This window comes from Prosthecodimorpha hirschii (assembly GCF_001305515.1).
GTDB lineage: Bacteria > Pseudomonadota > Alphaproteobacteria > Rhizobiales > Ancalomicrobiaceae > Prosthecodimorpha > Prosthecodimorpha hirschii.
This window is the reverse complement of record NZ_LJYW01000001.1, coordinates 3,538,344-3,556,426: the sequence shown is the minus strand read 5'-3', so window position 1 is coordinate 3,556,426 and position 18,083 is coordinate 3,538,344. Positions and strand designations below refer to the sequence as shown.

General features: G+C 69.6%; 17 protein-coding genes. 3 read left to right on the top strand and 14 right to left on the bottom strand.

The window, feature by feature from the left end:
* From ABB55_RS29035 to ABB55_RS15530, 5 genes are all read right to left on the bottom strand, one after another.
* On the bottom strand, nt 1–1,180 hold a 1,180-nt coding region (locus ABB55_RS29035), incomplete at its 3' end, for a sigma-54-dependent transcriptional regulator (RefSeq protein WP_160321248.1).
* A complete protein-coding gene (locus tag ABB55_RS15535; RefSeq protein ID WP_210168256.1) occupies nt 1,181–2,515 on the bottom strand; it encodes a sensor histidine kinase in 1,335 nt (444 codons plus the stop codon).
* Between the two features lie 182 nt (nt 2,516–2,697).
* Nucleotides 2,698–2,820, bottom strand: a complete 123-nt coding sequence (locus tag ABB55_RS31145) for a hypothetical protein (protein WP_276326403.1) — start codon at nt 2,818–2,820, stop codon at nt 2,698–2,700.
* Nucleotides 2,821–2,885: 65 nt separating this feature from the next.
* Nucleotides 2,886–3,008, bottom strand: a complete 123-nt coding sequence (locus ABB55_RS31140) for a hypothetical protein (protein ID WP_276326403.1) — start codon at nt 3,006–3,008, stop codon at nt 2,886–2,888.
* Between the two features lie 21 nt (nt 3,009–3,029).
* A complete protein-coding gene (locus ABB55_RS15530; RefSeq protein WP_152982064.1) occupies nt 3,030–4,904 on the bottom strand; it encodes a hypothetical protein in 1,875 nt (624 codons plus the stop codon).
* A 278-nt stretch (nt 4,905–5,182) separates the two neighbouring features.
* Between ABB55_RS15530 and ABB55_RS15525 the strand changes: the two genes are divergently transcribed.
* Genes ABB55_RS15525 through ABB55_RS15515 form a run of 3 tightly spaced genes read left to right on the top strand, consistent with a single transcriptional unit; the run spans nt 5,183 to nt 11,240 of the window.
* Complete coding sequence (locus ABB55_RS15525) at nt 5,183–6,367, top strand: HlyD family secretion protein (RefSeq protein ID WP_054359617.1); 1,185 nt, start codon at nt 5,183–5,185, stop codon at nt 6,365–6,367.
* Entirely contained in the window at nt 6,364–9,111 is a 2,748-nt protein-coding gene (locus ABB55_RS15520) for an ATP-binding cassette domain-containing protein (protein ID WP_054359616.1), read from the top strand. The genes ABB55_RS15525 and ABB55_RS15520 overlap by 4 nt, the downstream gene beginning before the upstream one ends.
* Nucleotides 9,112–9,113: 2 nt before the next feature.
* On the top strand, nt 9,114–11,240 hold the full coding sequence (locus tag ABB55_RS15515) for an ATP-binding cassette domain-containing protein (RefSeq protein WP_054359615.1): 2,127 nt from the start codon (nt 9,114–9,116) through the stop codon (nt 11,238–11,240).
* 85 nt (nt 11,241–11,325) lie between these two features.
* Here the strand turns inward: ABB55_RS15515 and bchJ are convergent, their stop codons facing one another.
* The 9 genes from bchJ to ABB55_RS15470 all read right to left on the bottom strand — a co-directional run bounded on the left by bchJ (nt 11,326) and on the right by ABB55_RS15470 (nt 18,039).
* Nucleotides 11,326–11,913 carry a bacteriochlorophyll 4-vinyl reductase gene (gene bchJ / locus ABB55_RS15510; protein WP_054359614.1) on the bottom strand — a complete coding sequence of 196 codons (588 nt, stop codon included), beginning with the start codon at nt 11,911–11,913 and terminating at the stop codon, nt 11,326–11,328.
* Nucleotides 11,914–11,915: 2 nt separating this feature from the next.
* The gene (gene bchE / locus ABB55_RS15505; protein WP_054359613.1) at nt 11,916–13,541 is read right to left on the bottom strand and encodes a magnesium-protoporphyrin IX monomethyl ester anaerobic oxidative cyclase; all 1,626 of its coding nucleotides are present in this window, start codon (nt 13,539–13,541) and stop codon (nt 11,916–11,918) included.
* A gap of 147 nt (nt 13,542–13,688) precedes the next feature.
* A complete protein-coding gene (locus ABB55_RS15500) occupies nt 13,689–13,967 on the bottom strand; it encodes a hypothetical protein (protein WP_054359612.1) in 279 nt (92 codons plus the stop codon).
* Nucleotides 13,968–14,303: 336 nt separating this feature from the next.
* Nucleotides 14,304–15,326 carry a photosynthetic reaction center cytochrome PufC gene (pufC, locus tag ABB55_RS15495; RefSeq protein ID WP_054359611.1) on the bottom strand — a complete coding sequence of 341 codons (1,023 nt, stop codon included), beginning with the start codon at nt 15,324–15,326 and terminating at the stop codon, nt 14,304–14,306.
* A 2-nt stretch (nt 15,327–15,328) separates the two neighbouring features.
* The gene (gene pufM / locus ABB55_RS15490; RefSeq protein WP_054359610.1) at nt 15,329–16,294 is read right to left on the bottom strand and encodes a photosynthetic reaction center subunit M; all 966 of its coding nucleotides are present in this window, start codon (nt 16,292–16,294) and stop codon (nt 15,329–15,331) included.
* Nucleotides 16,295–16,306: 12 nt separating this feature from the next.
* Nucleotides 16,307–17,131 (bottom strand): photosynthetic reaction center subunit L, encoded by an 825-nt coding sequence (pufL, locus tag ABB55_RS15485; RefSeq protein WP_054362085.1) that lies wholly within the window; start codon nt 17,129–17,131, stop codon nt 16,307–16,309.
* A gap of 127 nt (nt 17,132–17,258) precedes the next feature.
* Complete coding sequence (gene pufA, locus ABB55_RS15480) at nt 17,259–17,450, bottom strand: light-harvesting antenna LH1, alpha subunit (RefSeq protein WP_054359609.1); 192 nt, start codon at nt 17,448–17,450, stop codon at nt 17,259–17,261.
* A gap of 13 nt (nt 17,451–17,463) precedes the next feature.
* Nucleotides 17,464–17,688: a light-harvesting antenna LH1, beta subunit gene (gene pufB / locus ABB55_RS15475; protein ID WP_054359608.1), complete on the bottom strand. Its 225-nt coding sequence runs from the start codon at nt 17,686–17,688 to the stop codon at nt 17,464–17,466.
* 120 nt (nt 17,689–17,808) lie between these two features.
* Nucleotides 17,809–18,039 (bottom strand): hypothetical protein, encoded by a 231-nt coding sequence (locus tag ABB55_RS15470; protein ID WP_244472047.1) that lies wholly within the window; start codon nt 18,037–18,039, stop codon nt 17,809–17,811.
* Between the last annotated feature and the right edge of the window lie 44 nt (nt 18,040–18,083).

The following is an 18,083-nucleotide window of genomic DNA, read 5'->3' as shown; positions in this document are numbered from 1 at the left end:
CGGCATCCTCGATCTGGTCGCGGGCGCACATCAGGCTGGCCTGCTCGATGACGTTGCGCAGTTCGCGAATGTTGCCGGGCCAGGCGTGGCGCACGAGCGCCCGGCGCGCGCCCTCCGACAGACGCAATCCGGCGCGGCCGTAGCGCCGCCCGAACTCGGCCATGAAGGTCTCGGCGATCGCGATGACGTCGTCGCCGCGGGTGCGCAGCGGCGGCACGTCGAGCGTGATCGTGTTCAGCCGATAGAACAGGTCCGAGCGGAACTCGCCCTGGCGGACCCGATCCTCGAGCGCCGCATTGGTGGCGGCGACGAAGCGCACATTGATCGGTCGGTCGCGGACGCCGCCGACGGGTCGGATGACGCGCTCTTCCAGCGCCTTGAGCAGCTTGGCCTGCTGCGACAGCGGCAGCTCGCCGACTTCGTCGAGGAACAGGGTGCCGCCGTCGGCCGCCTGGAACAGCCCGATCTTGCGGTCGCCCGCGCCCGTGAACGCACCGCGCTCGTGCCCGAACAGTTCGGATTCGACGAGCTGCTCCGGCAGGGTCGCACAATTGACCTCGATGAAGGGCTGCGTCGCGCGCGATCCATCGAAATGCAGCGCTCGGGCGACCAGCTCCTTGCCGGTGCCGGTCTCGCCAAGGATCAGCACCGGCGGACCGGGCTGGGTGGCTGCCGTGTCGCCGCTGCGCTCGGCCTGGATCAGAAACCGGATCCGTTGCTTCAATTGCAGAACCGGTGGCGACTGGCCGACGATCCGGTCGAGCCCGCTGCGGGTCTGCTCGCGCGCGCGCAGAAACGACAGCGACTTCTCCATCTTGGCCTGACGCAGCAGCTTGCCGATCAGGATGCCGATCTCGTCGAGCGCGACCGGCTTGGTCAGATAGTCGTCGGCACCCGCCTTCATGGCCGCAACCGCCACGTCGACCCCGCCATGGGCGGTGATCATCACCAGCTTGGTCCACCGGTCCTGCGCCCGGATCTCCCCGATCAGCGCAAGTCCGGTCCCATCCGGGAGGTTATGGTCGATCAGGACGATATCGGGCTGCAATTCGCGATACCGGTCGAGGGCGGCCGCGATGCAGTCCGCGGTCTCCGCCTCGTATCCGCCGTTGCGCAGAAACGTGCGGATATTGCGTGCGAGCAGCGGCTCGTCGTCGACGATCAGGATCACGCCGCCCATTCAGGCCGACCTCAGCTCGATCGCGACCGTCGTGCCGGCACCGGGCTGGCTGGCGATCGTCAGTTGGCCGCCGAACCGCTCGATGATGCCCTTGGCCAGCACCAGGCCAAGACCGAGGCCGCGCGCCTTGGTGGTGAAATAGGAGTGGGCGACGCGGTCGATGATCTCGCCCGGGATGCCGGCTCCGCTATCGACGACGGCGATCCGGACGCGGCCGGCTTCCGTCGCCGGAACGACCGACAGATCCAACCGCCCGCCAGTCGGCATCGCTTCGATCGCGTTGGTGACGATGCTGTTCAGGGCCTGCTCGAGCAGCATCTCGTCCGCCATGACGCGGACCGGCGCGGCTTCGATGCCGCCGGCCACCTCGATCCGATACCGCTTGATCGCCTGGGCATACTTGCCGATCACGCGGCCGGCAACCTTCGCGAAATCGACCGCCTGCAGCTGGTACGGCTCGGCGCGCGCATAGGCGAGCAGGTCGCGAACGTAGCCGTCCATGCGGTCGACCTCGGCGATGACCTCGGCGGCGGCCCAGCGTTCGTCCGGAGGCAGACCGCTATGCCAGAGCTCGGCCGACGACCGGATGCTGGCCATCGGATTGCGCAGGCTATGGGCGACGGCGCTGGCCATCTGGCCGATCGCGGCGAAAGCCTCCATGCGACCGATATTGTCCTGCTGGCGCTCGATCAGCAAGGCGCCGCGCTGAACGATCCAGTAGAGCGACGAATAGAGCAGAAGCGCACTCAGCGCCGCGGCGAACCAGACGATCGCGGTCGCCGACCGGATGGTGGCGTCGAGCGACTGCGGCAGCTTGTAGATTTCGACGATGCCGAGAACCTTGCCTTGGCCGCGATCCTCGCGGATCGGAATATAGGCTTCGACGAAATGGCCCGTCTCGGCCAAGGCGACATGCTCCGCCTTGGTGTCGCCCGAGACCGAGCCGATCTCGGTCACGCGCTGGCCTTTCGAGGCAGCGACCAGTTCCTGATTGTCGTTGTAGACCTGACCGATCAGTTGCTTCTCGTTGGACCACAGCATCCGCCGGTCCGCCGAGTAGATGTTGACCCGGATGATGCCCGGCATGCTCATGATATGGCTGGCGTAGTAGCTGAGCGACTGCTCCTGCTGCGAAGTCTCGCCGCCGAACATGGCGGCCCCGTCGACGCGGATGATGCTTTCCATGAACTCCTGCGAGACTTCCGCCTCGCGTTCCAGCAGGCTCGTCGTCAGGAAATCGGTGACCGCATAGGCCGACATCGTGGACACCGCCGCGATGGTGCCGAGCGCACAGACGGCGAACCACAATCTGAGATTAAAGGCGCGTTTCGGCATCTCGTTCGCACCCGCAAGCGGCGGTGCGACGACCCCGATCGTCCCCGTCACCCTTTGCATCTTCGATAGAGCCATGACGCCTGGGAAGCAATCAAGCGAGACACCGATCGGCCGCGGGACCCGGAACCGGCCCGCGCCGGGATGCGCCTGCGCACCCGGACGCGGAGCCGGACGAACCCGGCCTAGATGCCGACGCAACGGGTCACGGGCGGCACGTAGACCGGGGTCGAGCCGCTGGTGTCGTTTCCGGCATCGTTGCTGCCGCGGGTCTGCTTGCCGGCGCGGACATTGGTCTGGATCTTCATGGTCGTCTCCCTTCGCGAAATCATGTGCCGCAGAGCGGCGGTTCGATGCGATCCGGCCGTCGGTTTCAGATGCCGACGCAGCGGGTCACCGGCGGCACATAGACCGGGGTCGAGCCGCTGGTGTCGTTTCCGGCGTCATTGCTGCCGCGGGTCTGCTTGCCGGCGCGGACGTTGGTCTGGATCTTCATGTTCGTCTCCTCATGGCACGTTCAGTGCTGTTGTCCGGCCGGCACTGCGCCGGCCGAATTCCATCGTGGCGGCGTTCCTTGGGCCGCTCCGATCTCGATGCCCTCCCGGCTGGTCGAAAGACCGATCCCGAAGAGGTCCGCCAGGTCGTCGAGCAGATACGGCAGCCGCGGCCGCTCGACCCCCTGCAGGCGGTTGTGAATGTCGACGTCGGCCGAGGCGAAGGCGCGCGCCGGCGCCGCCCGACCGAGACGGTCGTTGACGCGGTCCTGCGCCGCCGCGGCCGAGGTCAGCAGCGCCCGTTCGCGCACCAGATAGTCGGCGATCGCCGCCGCGAGCGCCGGCACCGGGTCGTCCGGGCCGGACCCGAAGTCGCGCGCGGCGCGGATCGCCGCGTCGACGCGGGCGACCAGGGCTGCGTCCGGGGGCGCGTCGCCGCGGGCGGGCAGGCGGTCGTCTCGGCCGAGACCCCGGCCGCACCAGACATACATGTCGTCATAGGCCCGCTCCCGATCCGCGCACCAATCCTCGCGGCCGAGATAGGTCGCATGCTCCAGCTCGGTCATCCGCGCCGCCAGATGGTTGCGGGTCCGGGCGGCGTCCGGCGACGCCTCCGGCAAGGCGACCGCCGCGAGGGCCCGGTAGGCGCGCGCGGTCGCCGGCCAGACGGCGAACAGCGCCGCGTGGGCGCGCATGGCGAGGAGTCCGTAGTCGAACGCGGCTTCGACGGCCGACAGCGCGTCGGCCACGGCCGCATCGAGCGGTTCATCCGCGTATCGCGCCGCGGTCGACCCGAGGATCAGGGTCTCGGCGAATTCGCGCACCATGATCCGGGGCCCGGCGCAGACCCCGGTCTCGGAGTGGAACGCATGATTGCGCTCGGCATAGTCGAGGATGTCGTCGACCGTGACGCGCGTTTCGGGCGCCACGGTCGGTTCGCCGACGGGGACGAACATCATCTGGTGCATGGCCATGCGCAGGCCGTCGGTGACCCGGAACACGGACGACAGCACCGGGTGCAGGTCACCCGTCGCTACCGGCTGGTCGCATCTCACCAGGGCGTAGGTCGGCACCGCCAGAACCAGGGCGGCGAGCCGTTCGACATGGCCGACGGTCCAGCCGTCCGCCGCTTCGGGGAAGCGCTTCAGGAAGGCCGAGCGGATCGCCAGCAGGACCGACATCATCTGCGGCCAATGGGTCCGCATGGCCTTCAGTGCCGTCGCGTTCATCGGCCGATCGCTGCGGTAGCGCGTCCCCGGATAGGTGCAGGCGAGCCACTCGGTCGGCGCCTCGAGACGCAGCGCACGGGGAAACACATTGGCCTCGCCGACCTGCCGTCCGTCCCGATCGACCGCGATATGGGCGATCCGGAACATCGGCACGATCAGTTCCAGATGGCCGGGATCGACCGCCCGACCGGTCAGTTCCTGCGTGATCGCCGCGCAGTCGGTCCAACTGCGCGCACGCACGGCCGGGGCCGGCGGCAACGGCGACGGTCGGGTACGATCCTCGAACAAGGCCGGTGTCGCGACCGACGCATCGGCGCGCACCAGGATCCCGGCCTCGAGCAGGTCAAGAAGAAGCGGCGCCACCGCATCCCAGGCATAGCCCGAACCCCAGCCACAGGCCGCGCCGGCCCGGAACCGCGACTGCCGCGCCAGCGTCTCGCCGAAGGCGAAGAAGGCCGGATCGTCGAAGCTCACGTCCTTGTCGCCGTAGTAGAGGTTCAACACGCGGACCTTGTCCGCCCCCGTCCGATACTGGACGACCATCCGCTTCGGCGCCGGCAACTCCAATTCGTCCGACGGATCGATCCCGGCCGCCACGACTCCCATTGCGGGAGCGGCGACCGGGAGATCGGCTGGCCGGGATGAGGCGAGAGTGTCGGTGGCGGACATCGGGGCTCCTGTCGGGCTCGATCCCTTCATTGCAGCCGCCGTGCCAACGCCGTCTCGCCGGCGGGCGAACGGGCACATGCCTATGAGATCTTGAATTTATTCGCGCGCTGCCGCCGATCGGCCGGGTCGGTGGGGCCGGTGCGTGGGTGGGGCATTTGCCCCAACCGGCTGGGTCTTCCCCCACGACTTGCACCCGGTTCCGGCGAGCCGCTAACCGTCGTGTCGCGAGAAAGGCAGCCGGCCGCCGGAGACCGCCTTCGCGCCAGCGGAGGCCACCCGTGGCGACCCCCTTCTCCCAGACCCTGCGATCGCTTTCGGGCGACAGCCCGCGCCGCGCACACGCCGCCTGGCTGGCCGCCCTGGCCCTGGCCGCGCTCTGGCTTGCCTGGCTCCAGTTCGGCTCGGTCACGGTCTATGAGATTTCGACGCGTGCGCGGCTGGAAGCGCTCGATGCGCCGCATCCGGTCGCGGCACGCGTGGCCAGCACGGTTCTCGCCACGCATCTGTCGATCGGCCGGGCGGTTGCCGCCGGCGATGTGCTGGTCGAGTTCGACGCCGCCGAGGAGCGCTTTCGGCTGGCCGAGGAGGAGGCGCGCGCCGACGCGCTGACCCGCCGCGTCGAGGCGCTTCGGGCCGAGATCGCCGCCCACCAGGAGGCCAAGACCCAGGAGATCGATGCGGCGCGCGCCGCCGCGGAGGGCGGTCGCAGCCGCATCCTGGAAGCCGAGATCGCCCTTCAGCTCGCCCGCGACAGCGAAAAGCGCGTCGCCAAGCTGAGTGCCAGCGGCAGCGCCTCGGCCGTCGAGGCCAGCCGGACGGCGGCCGATGCGCTCAGGCTCGCGGCTGTCCGGGATGCCCTCGTGGCCGAGACCCGACGGACCGAGATCGCCGCGCGCATGCGGGCCGCCGAGCGAAACGCGCAGATCGAGGGACTGCTGCAATCGGTGGCCGGCTTCGAGGGCGACATCGCCGCCAGCCGCAACGCGGCACGGCGCCTCGCGGTGGCGATCGAGGCCCATCGGGTCCGCGCGCCCGTCTCCGGGCGGATCGGCGATGCCCTGCCGCTGTCGCGCGGCGCCTACGTGGCCGAGGGGCAGCGCGTCGCCACCGTCATACCCGAGGGCGGCCTGATCGCCGTCGGGGAGTTCGACCCTGCCGCCACGGTTGGGCGCATCCGCGCGGGCCAGTCTGCCGTGGTTCGTCTCGACGGCTTTCCGTGGACCCGCTTCGGAACCGTCTCGGCCACGGTCACGAGGGTCGCCAGCGAGGTGCGCGACGGCCGCGTCCGGGTCGAATTCGGACTGTCGTCCGACGCCGCCCGCGTCGGCCTGCAGCACGGCCTGCCCGGATCGATCGAGGTCGTCGTCGAGGACGTGGCCCCCGTCGCGCTGGTGCTGCGCGCGGTCGGACTGATCCTCGCAGAGCCGGTGACGGTGGCGCACGCCGTCGGAGACCGGTCGTGACGACGGCCCGACGCTGGTTCGCCCCCGAGGTCGTGCAGACATCCGTGATGGACTGCGGCCCCGCAGCCCTGAAATGCGTCCTGGAGGGGTTTCGGATTCCGGTCTCCTACGGACGCCTGCGCGAGGCCTGCCGGACCGACGTGGACGGGACCTCGATCGATGCCCTCGAGGTGGTCGCCAACGATCTCGGCGTCGGTGCCGAACAGCAGCTGCTGCCGGCCGACCACGTGATGCCGAACGGCAATGACCTGCTGCCGGCCCTGGTCGTGGTCGCGCGCCCGGGTGGCGCAACCCATTTCGTGGTCGTCTGGCGGCGCGTCGGGGGCTGGCTCCAGGTCATGGACCCGGCGGTCGGGCGCCGCTGGGTTCCGGCGGCCCGCTTCGCCGGCGAGCTGTTCCGACACGAGACCAGCGTCCTGGCGGCCGACTGGCGTGGCTGGGCCTCCACCGAGGCCTTTCTGGCGCCGCTCCGACATCGCCTGCGCGCGCTCGGCGGGGCCGGCGCCGAGATCGATCGCCTGATCGCTCTCGGCACCGCGGATCCGGGCTGGTTTGCCTTCGGCGCGCTCGACGCCGCCGTTCGGCTGGTGGCATCGCTCATTGCCGCCGGCGGCATCGCGCCGGGCGAAGCGGCGCTCGGACTGGTCATGTCGCTGCACGCGGAGACGCTGGCGGCACCGACGGACATCCATCGCCTGATCGCCGCCGACTACTGGTCCGTCGTCCCCGACGCCGCCGGGTCTGCCGCGGGGGAGCGGCGGGTGATGCTCCGCGGCGCCGTCCTGGTCCAGTTCACCGGGCCGCGGACGCCGGCCGCAGCGGCGCGGCGCTGGACCGAGACCGACCGGCCGCTGTCGCCGGACCTGGCGGCCGCTCTGGCGGATCCGCCGGCGCGGCCGTTCGCGCCGCTGCTGCAGGGCCTGCGCGAGGACGGGCTGACCGCTCCGCTCGCGCTCGCCGCCGCGACGCTCGCCGCCGGCGCCGTCGCGATCGCCGAGGCGCTTCTCTTCCGCGGACTGATCGACATCGGCGAGGGTCTCGCCCTCGGCAGCCAGCGTGCCGCGGCCGCCGCCGCTCTGCTCGTCTTCCTGGCGATCGGCCTCGCCATCCGCTATCCGCTCGTCACCGAAGCGTTGCGGTTCGGCCGCGCCATGGAGCTTCGCCTTCGGCTGGCCTTGTTCGCCAAGCTGCCCCGCCTCGACGACCGCTATTTTCAGAGCCGGCCGGTTTCCGACATGGCCGATCGTGCCCATGCGGTCCAGCTGGCCCGGTCGGTCCCGAGCATGGCGCTGCACGGCCTGCTGACGGTGTTCGAACTGCTCGTCACATTGGCCGCCATCGCGGTTCTCGATCCGGCGAGCGCGCCGATCGCTCTTCTGCTCGCCGGCGCCGCCGCATTGGTGCCGGTCCTGCTCCAACCGGTCCTGAGCGAGCGCGACGCGCGCCTGCGCATCCATGGCGGTGCGCTCGCCGGCTTCTATCTCGATGCCCTGCTCGGCCTCGTGCCGATCCGGGCGCATCGGGCCGAGGCCGCAGTCCGGCAGCAGCATGAGGGGCTTCTGGTCGAATGGAGCCGCTCCGCACGTGCCTTCCTGGCGGCCGCCACCCTCGGCCGCGCCGTCCAATCCCTCGTCAGCGCCGGGCTTGCGGCAGCGTTGCTTGTCGCACATTTCCAGCGCCTCGACGGCGTCGCCGGCTCGGACCTCCTGCTCGTCTACTGGACCCTCAAGCTGCCGGCGCTGGGCGGGACGCTGACCCTCCTCTCCCAGCGCTATCCGGCGCAGCGCAACATACTGCTGCGGCTGATGGAACCGCTGTCGGCCCCCGAGCCAGCCGCCGCGACGGCCACCGCAGCGGCGCCGGCAGCCGTCGCCGCGGTACCGGCCGGCGTGGCGTTTCGCATCGAGGCCGGCCGGGTTGCCGCGGCCGGACACACCATTCTGTCCGACCTCGATCTGGTCGTCGCCGCCGGCGAGCAGATTGCCGTGGTCGGACCGTCCGGCGCCGGCAAGTCGAGCCTGATCGGCCTGCTGCTCGGCTGGCACCGCCTCGCCACCGGCCGCCTGATCGTCGACGGCCGTCCGGCCGGGCCGGCCGAGGTGATCGATCTGCGTCGCCGGATCGCCTGGGTCGATCCGGCTGTCCAGATCTGGAACCGATCGCTGGTCGAAAACCTCGCCTATGCCACCGACATGCCCGACACCCGGCGGATGATCGAGGCCCTCGACGCCGCCGAGCTGCGCGATCTGCTCGGCGGACTTCCCGACGGTCTGCAAACCGCGCTGGGTGAAGGCGGCGCCCTCCTGTCCGGCGGCCAGGGGCAGCGGGTTCGCCTTGCGCGCGCCTTTGCCCAGAACGCCGTCGGCCTGGCCTTGCTCGACGAGCCGTTTCGCGGCCTCGACCGCCGGCAGCGCTCCGAACTCCTCGCCGTCGCCCGCCGGCACTGGGCCGGCACGACCCTGATTTGCGCCACCCACGACGTTGCCGACACGCTCGGCTTCGATCGCGTGCTGGTCGTGGAGAGCGGGCGCATCGTCGAGGACGGCGCGCCCGACCGGCTGGCATCCACGCCCAGCCGGTACCGCGACCTCCTCGACGCCGAAGCCCGCCTGCGCGAACGGCTGTGGCGCAATCGCGACTGGCGGCGCATCCGCGTCCAGAACGGCCGGATCCACCCGGTTCCGGCCGGGCTCGTCGACGTCGCCGCGGAGGCCCGACAAGCCAACCGACGGGAGAGCGCCTGACCATGGACGCGATCGCCGCTGCCGCATGGCCGCCGGAAAGCCTTGCCGAGGCGCTGCTCGAACTCGGTCGGCGCGCCGGCCTCGCACCGGCCGCAGCCGAGATGCCGCCGCCGCCAGCCGCCGGACCGGCCGATGGCGCCGCCTGGACCGCCTGGATGATCTGGGCCGGCCAGCATATGGGCGTCGATGTCGAAGCCGTCGAGACGCCCCTCGGCGACCTCGACCATGTGCTGCAGACCTTCGGTCCCGCGCTGGTGCGCACCGAACTCGACGGACGCCCGGTCGTGTTCGCCATCGTCGGCAGACGCGGATCGGGCCTCTGCCTGATCGCGCCGGACCTCCGCGAGGTCCGGGTGCCGGTCGCCCGACTGCGGGCCCTGATTGCCGGCCGCCTGGAGCAGACGGCCGCCGATCACGTCGATCGGGTCATCGAACGGGCCGGAATCCCTGCGGAACGACGCGGGATCGTGCGCAGCGCGATGCTGCGCGAACGCCTGGGATCGGTTCCGGTCGCCGGCCTCTGGACGCTGCGGCTTCCGCCCGAAGCGTCGTTGCATCGCCATCTCGCCGACGCCCATGCCTATCGCCGGCTGACCCTGACCGTCGCGCTGCTCGCATCGGTCTTCGGTCTGGAGATTCTCGGGTGGATGCTGATCGGCTCCGCCGTTCTTGAGGGCCAGCTCAATCTCGGCTGGCTTGCCGCCTGGACGCTGCTGATGATCACCATGGTGCCGGCGCGGGCCGTCGGCGAGTGGATCGGCGGAGCGCTGTCGATCGATCTGGCCACATTTCTGAAGGGCCGGCTGCTCGCCGGGGCGCTGCGCTTCGATGTCGACGCCGTCCGCCGCGAGGGCGCCGGCCAGTTGCTCGGCCGGGTGATCGAGGGGCAGGCTTTCGAGGCGGTCGCCATCGGCGGCGGGCTGGCGACCTTGACGGGCGTCATCGAGATCGGCCTGGCCTTCTGGATCCTGGCCAAGGGCGCGGGCGGCGGTGTCCAGGTCGCGCTCCTCGCCGGCTGGCTGGTCGTGGCGGCCGTCCTGGCCCTGCGGTCCTGGAACCGTCAGGCCGAATGGACCGCCAATCGTCTCGCCCTGACCGGCGATCTGGTCGAGCGCATGGTCGGCCATCGGACGGCCCTGGCCCAGGAGCAGGCCGGGCGGCGCGACAGGCACGACGACCACGCCGCCAACCACTATCTTGCCCTTTCGTCGCGCATGGATGCCGCCGGCGGCAGGCTTCTCGCCCTGATACCGGGCGGCTGGTTGCTGGTCGGTCTTGCCGGCCTCGTCCCGGCCTTCGTATCGGGCGCGGCGGCCCCGGCCGCGCTCGGCGTCGCGGTCGGCGGCGTCCTGTTCGCGCAGCGGGCCCTCGCCACCATGACCGGCGGGTTCGACGCACTCGCGCGCGCCGCCATCGCCTGGAAGGCGGTCGGTCCACTCTTCCGGGCCGGCGCCCGGGCCCCCGATCCGGGCCGCATCCTGCCGCAAGCCGCCCCCAGGGCCGCCCCCAGCCCCCCGGGCACCCGGCTGCTCGATCTGGACGGCGTCGTCTACACCCATCCGACCCGCCGCGATCCGGTCCTCGACGGCGCGAGCCTCGGCATCGATCACGGCGAGCGCATCCTGCTGGAGGGCGGCTCGGGCAGCGGCAAGTCGACCTTGGCGTCGGTCATCGCCGGCCTGCGCAAGCCTCATGCCGGTCTGGTCACGATCGATGGTCTCGACCAGGCGACGCTCGGCGACGGCTGGCGGCGGCTGGCGACCGAGGCGCCGCAGTTTCACGAGAATCACATCCTGACCGGCAGCCTCGCATTCAACCTGCTGATGGGGCGGGCCTGGCCGGCGCAGCCGGCCGACCTCGCCGCCGCCGAGGCGCTGTGCCGCGAGCTCGGCCTCGGCGATCTCATCGACCGGATGCCGGCGGGTCTGATGCAGCCCGTCGGCGAGACCGCGTGGCAGCTGTCGCAGGGCGAGAAGAGCCGTGTCCATCTCGCCCGTGCGCTGCTTCAGGGCGCGCCCCTGACCGTGCTGGACGAGAGCTTCGCGGCGCTCGATCCGGACAATCTCGACCGCTGCCTGGCCGCGATCGATCGGCACGCCGGCGCCGTGCTGCTGATCGCCCATCCCTGATCACGCGCTGCGTCCGTCCGCCGCCGGACGGGCGGATCGCAGGCTCGGATCGATCCGTCCTCGATCGCGCGTCGATGGCGGCGGCTCATCGGCCGCGGCAGATCCTGAAGCGGCAGACATGGGCGCCGGTGACCGCCGCGCAGTCGGTCTCGACGCAGATGCAGGTCCGGTCGACCAGGGCGGCGTAGAGATGCCCGAATACGGCGGCGTTCCAGCCGCAGAGCGGCGATGGGGACGTCTCGCCGCGGATCAGCGGATTGTCGCGGATCTCGAAGGTCCAGGCATCGACGGCGCGGAACGTCCCCGTCCCGGCGAAGGTCCAGGCATGAGCGGCGATCGCGCGGGCCAGCAGCCGGGCCGAGAGCGGTGCCGGCAGGGCCTTCAGGAGCCGTTGCGCGGGCTTCGGGATGCGGTGGGCGAGGATATAGGCCGCGGTGCCGCGCCCGGCCTCGGCGGCCATGCCGGCGGCCTGTCGCGGCATCAGGCGGCGCAGCGTCCGGTGCAGGGCGGCTGCCTCGGTCTCCGGAATCATCCGGGTCCCGTCCGGGGACCCGGCCAGACCGGCCGCCGCCAGCATCCGCCGCGTCCCCTCCCGCCCCTGCTGACGGTCGATCACCGGCAGGAACTGCAGGATGGCGTTGGGGCCGATCTCGTCCCGGCGTGCGGGCGTCATGGTCAGGCCTGTTCGAGCTGCCGGTCGCCGCCGCCGCAGGCGCGAACCTCGGCCCGATCCTTCATCTGCGAGCGCACCGCCTCGCGTCGCTCGGCAGCCCGCGCGGCGCGGTCGGCGGCGGCATCCCAGTCGTCGAGCTGGGCCTCGGCCAGCGTCCGCGTCTCGTCGAAATGGAAGTCGACGGTCTTCTTGGTCTGCGGCCCCCAATAGCCCGCCTTGCCCAGATCGTAGAAGGTCCGCTGGAATCCGGCCTTCAGGAAGGCGTAGAGGCAGCCGAGCAGATAGCGACGGCGGAAGCCCGTTCCGCGCCAGGGATAGTGGAACAGGGCCTTCTTCATGTAGAAGCGGCGGTAGTTGTTCATCACACCGTCGAGCAGCTCGCCGCGCTCCATCGCCGCCGGCTTCATGATCGGCGTGACGAAATTGTACTTGCTGAAATCGAACACCTCGACCTGGTCCTTGATCTCCTGGAACAGCGGGGTGAACGGCCAGGGCGTATACATCGACCAGTTGGCCAGATCCGGCTGCCAATCCCAGGCCATCCGGTAGGTTTCCTCGAGCGTCTCGGGGGTCTCGTTGTCGAGCCCGACGATGAATTGCGCCTCGACCAGGATGTCGGCCTCGCGCAGCAGCCGGATGGCCGTCCGGTTCTCGTCGACCTTGGTCTCCTTGTTGAAGGTGTCGAGCTTCATCTGCGCCGCCGCCTCGGTGCCGAGGCTGACATGGACGAGGCCGGCGCTGCGGTAGAATTTCAGCTCGTCGCGGTCGCGATAGATGTCCGTGACCCGGGTGTTGATGCCCCATTTGACCCGGCGCGGCAGGTCGCGCGCGATCAGTTCCTGGCAGAAGGCGACGAATTTCTTCTTGTTGATGGTCGGTTCCTCGTCGGCCAGGATGAAGAAGCCGACGCCGTGATTGACGACCAGATCCTCGATCTCGTCGACCACGTCCTTCGGGTCGCGCACCCGGTAGTCGCGCCAGAATTTCCATTGCGAGCAGAACGAACAGGTGAACGGGCAGCCGCGCGCCAGATTGGGGATCGCCACGCGGGTGCCGAGCGGGATGTAGATGTATTTCTCCCACGCGAGGATCGACCAGTCGGGCTTGATCTTGGACAGATCCTTGACGGTGCTCGCCGCCGGCGTCGCCACGATCTCGTCGCCGTCGCGGAAGGCGAGGCCCTTGATGGCGCGGCGGTCGGCCGGCCAGCGGCCATCGCGGATGGCGCTCATCAGTTCGGTGCAGATCTCCTCGCCCTCGCCGCGGACGATGACATCGACCCACGGCGCCTCGCTCAGCACCTGCTTGTACATGAAGGTGGCATGGACGCCGCCCAGGATGCGGACCGCCGCCGGCACGACCTCCGCGGCGATCTTCAACACGCCCTCGGCCTTGTAGATGGACGGCGTGATCGCCGTGACGCCGACGGCATCCGGCGCCAGCCGTGCGATGCGCCGGGCCAGATCCTCGTCGGCGATGTCGTCCGTCATCGCGTCGATGAAATGGATATCGTCGAATCCGGCCTGACGCAGATGGCCGGTCAGGTAGGCAACCCACGACGGCGACCAGGTTCCGGCGATCTCGGCCCCACCCGAATGGTAGTTGGGATGGACGAAAAGGATCCGCATGGCCTGCCTCCCGAGTGTCTTTGATGATTGACAGTTGATGCGTCAATATGAATTGACATCAATCAAACACGGGTCAGGCCGGGTGCCTAGTACCGTCCATTGCGGACCTCGCGGGGCGCCTTCGCGGTCTGCGTCAGGCGGGGCGCCTCAGCCGTCCCGGCGCCGCCAGCGCAGAACCACCTCGCCAAGATGGGCGACGAGGGCGAAGACCAGACCGGCGGCGACCATGGCGGCGCCCGCGCCGGTCAGGGCGGCCCGCAAGGCCAGGAGCAGCCCGGCGCCCGCACCGGCATTGCAGAGGATCGCGGCCACGCCCGGGCCGCGGCCGAGACGCCGGGCGAGCCAGAGCGACACGAGGGTCTCGACGAGAAGGGCGGCGAGCGCGAGATCGGCCATGCGGCCTCCGGCGAACAGACTGTCGAGCATGCCGGCTCCTCAGGAGAATGGATCGACGCAGGTCGGCGGCCGCGGGACCGGCCACCCGAGCCGCTCCCGTTCGGAAGATGGACGCGGCAGGGCCAAGCGGTCGCGCATGGCGCATCGGGTGCCGCCAAGGCCGGACGCCGGTGCCGATCCGAGGCCGGGGCTGACGCCGCGGCCGGACAGAAAGACGCCCCCCGGGGTTCAGGACCGGGAGGCGTCGCTTCGATGGCGGGTGACCACCGTGCCGGAGGCATCGAGGGGGGTCCCGGCAGGTCCTGAACCGCGGGTGGCACCATGCTGGGAACGGTCCCGCCCCGCCCTTCGAAAGGGACCGCGCCGCTATTTCGGCGCGGTTTCGGTCGCCAGTGCCGGACGGTAGTCCTGCAGCATCGACGCCCCGAGCAGCGGCTTGCTGGCACCCTGATGGCAGGTCTGGCAGTTGGCCTTGGCCGGATCGCCCAGCGGACCCTTGCGGTTGTCGGGGAACACCGCCGCGAGAAGCGAGATGTAGTCCTTGTTGATGTCCGAGACCATGCGCAGCCCGTGCCAGGCCGTGACGCGCTGCGGATTGCTTTCGCTCCAGTTCGAGAAGGAGCGGCTGTTGTGGCAGAAGTCGCAATTGACCCCGAGCGATTGCGACAGATGGAACATCAGCGCGTAGGTCATCTCGGTGTCCTGGATCGTCTTGGACATGCCAGGCGCCAGAGCGGAGGTGGTCTGCAGACGGATCTTGCCCGGATCGGTCAAGAGCGATGTGAAGGGATCGTCGTAGAGCGCCGTGATGCCGGCGGTCCAGGACGCCTTGTTCTTGCCCGTGCCGGTCGCCGCCATGCCCTGGGCCTCGGCCGGTCCGGGATTCTGCACCCAGCTATAGGCCGGGATGCCGTTGCCGCGATGGCAGGTGTAGCAGGTCACGCCGACCTCGCCGACATGGGCCTTCCACTTCTCATTGATGTGCTGCGTCATCTGGATCATGCGACGCGCGACGACCTTCTGGTATTTCGAGTCGTCTTCCATCTTCTCGGTATTGTGGCAGTAGTCGCAGCCGGCCTCCGGGGCGACCCATTCGTTGATCGCCAGCATGGTGCGGTTGAACTCTTCCTCCGAGAGGTCGCCCAGCACCTTGAGATTCTGGTAGACCTCCTTGGCCCGCTTGCCTTCCTGGGAGGCCGGCGGTTGGGCCTCGGGGACCTGATTGGCCGCCGCCAGCGCGGCGGTCTGCTTCGCGGTGGACACTTGCACCATGCCGGTGCCGCGATAACCGGATTGCTTGCTCTCGACCTGGTCCTTGCAGCCGGCGAGCAGACCGGCGCCGACGAGGAGCATCAGGGCGGCGGCGGCGCGTTTCGAGGATGGCGTCATGATCAGCCTCCAGCCGCCGGGTTGACCACCGGCTTGTCGGGAAGGGGATAGGCGGGGGCCACGCCGTGGTCGACGGCCCATTGGAACCAGTTGTCGACGACGGTGCCGGTGAGGAGGATGCCGATGCCGCCGGTGAGCGGGCACAGCACCGCGAACCACCACGCCCAGCGATGGATCGATTCCATCGTGGCGTTGAAGCCCATCGTCCAGCGCCAGAACAGGGCGGCGCGCTCGGCGGCCGTGCCGCGATCGACGATCTGCTCCAGCTCGCGCTCGCCGCCGTAACGCCCGACCGCCAGGATCGTGGCGCCATGCATCGCGAAGAGCAGCGTCGATCCGTACAGGAAGGCGATCGAGAGGCAGTGGAACGGGTTGTAGAACAGGTTGCCGTAGCGGATCGAGAAGGCGGCCGTCCAATCGAGATGCGGGAAGATGCCGAAGGGCACCGCCTCGGACCACGAGCCCATCATCAGCGGCCGGATGAAGCCGAGCACCAGGTAGAGCCAGATCGCCGCCGCGAAGGCCCAGGCGACATGGGTGCCCATGCCGAGGGCGCGAGCCCGGACATAGACGCGGACCCACCAGAGCAGGATCGATGCGGTCAGGCAGAAGCCGGCAAGCAGCCACCAGCCGCCTTCCGCCATGGGGGGAATCGAGATGCCCCATTTCGGCGACGGCGGCTCCAGGGCGAGCCAGGGCAGTTGGCGCACGAACTGGACCGGATCCCAGTTCACCGACGCCCACATGTTGAGACCGATGATCTCGAAGGCGGTGATGCCGAAGATCAGGGCGGCAAGGCCGGTCCAGCCGAGATAGATCGGGCCGATCTGGGCGTCGCCGAAACGGCCGAGCAGATGGGAGAAGCCCATGCCGCCCTGACGCGGCCAGGCGGCCGCCCCGTCGATCACGCCTTCATAGGCCGGCCCGCGGGCCTGGACACGGGTAAAGATGTTGCGAAACTCGCTCATGTCCGGCCTCCCTCAGTTCCAGATCGGCAGGTCGAGCCACCAGCCCCACCATTCCGGCCATCCGCGCGTCCAGAGCGGGCCGCTGATGATGATGCAGACGGCGCTCCAGAAGCCCGCGCTGAGGGCGAGCAGGAGGCCGAGGCGGTGGATGCCGAGCGTGCCGATCGAATAGCCGATCGTGTCGCGGAAGAAGGTGTTCTCATGCTCCGCGGTCTTCATCGCCTCGCCCTTGGGCGGGTTCGCAGCCGACAGGATCAGAGAGCCGTGCAGCGCCAGCGCGAAGGTCGTCGTGAAGAAGAACGACACCGCGATCATATGCGCAGGGTTGTAGTGGAAATGGAGATACTGGTAGCCGACATTGGACACCCAGTCCAAGTGGCTGAAGATCCCGTACGGGAAGCCATGTCCCCAGGCGCCGAGCAGGACCGGCCGGATCACCACCAGCGAGACATAGGCGAAGATCGCGACGCCGAAGGCGAAGGGCACGTGATAGTCCATGCCCAGCTTGCGGCAGATTTCGACCTCGCGCAGCGCCCAGGAGACGAAGGAGCCGATGGCGCAGACCGTGATGATCTGCCAGAGCCCGCCTTCCTGAAGGGGTGCCAGGCCGAGGCCGTATTTCAGATCCGGCGGCGCGATCGAGATCTGCCAGATGTTCCAGGTCGGACCCAGCGCGGCGCCGTAGACGATCAATGCGGTCCCGAGGGCCGCGAAGAAGATCGTGGTGACACCGAAGAAACCGACATAGAACGGGCCGACCCAGAAGTCGAAGAGGTCGCCGCCGACGAGGGTGCCTCCTCGGACCCTGTATTTCCGTTCGAAGCTCAGCATGGCCATGAGGATGCCCTCCACCGGCAACGATCGGCCAGGCGGGCCGGCGTTGTCTTCTCGGGTTTGCGCGCGCAGCGGAATTGCGGCGGATGGAGCGGCTGCCGGGGGCGATCCGGCAGCCGTCCGGGACGGGTCAACCCACCAGTGCGGTCGGGGGGTCGATCACGTGCTGAATCTCGGCCGTCTTCTTGCGCGGGCCCTCGATCCAGTTGAACCGGTCCGTGCTGAGCAGGATGAAGTGAATCAGCACTGCGAGCACGAACAGGAAGGTGAACAGCGCCACCAGCGCCCGACGGGGATCGAAGAGAAGCCAGATCTTGTACATGGTCTTCTCTCCTTCAGGTCAGGAACGTGGTCGCGTGCTGGGCGAGCCGCTCGGCTCCATCGAGGAGCGTCGAGGCGTAGCCCTTCAGCGGGGGTAACCAGGGCCGCCACATCCAGACGAGCACATGGGCGACCACTGCGACCATCACGAAGCCGATGAAGCTCTTCATGAAGATGCCGTGGAATTCCTGTGCTTCCTGGTCGGTCAGCCCGGACAACGAACTCTTTGCCTCTGCCATCTCGGCCTCCGCAAATGTCTTGCCGTTGCCGCGCAGGCCCGCGCGGCTGGGTTCTGCCGCCCCGGACGTGCCGGCGCGGCATTCGGCCGGGCGGTCCCGGCCGAATTCGTGAGGGCTCGTTCAGCCCATGAAACAGTAGGGGATGGCCGCGTGGGCCATGGACCGGGCGCGCCCGAAGAGCGAGCGCGGCCCCGGCGCGCCGGGCACGAGGCCGGCGGCTTCCAGGACGATCTGCCAGAGCGCGGCGATCAGGAAGACCGGGAAGGTCGCCAGGAACAGCACCCGATAGGCGGTGGCCTCACGCTGGCGGCGCAGTTCGGGCCGAAGCCCGATCGGCAGGGCGGTGGACATCGAAACTTCCCCCGTGTTGTCGTTCTCTGGTGCCGCCAAGGCGG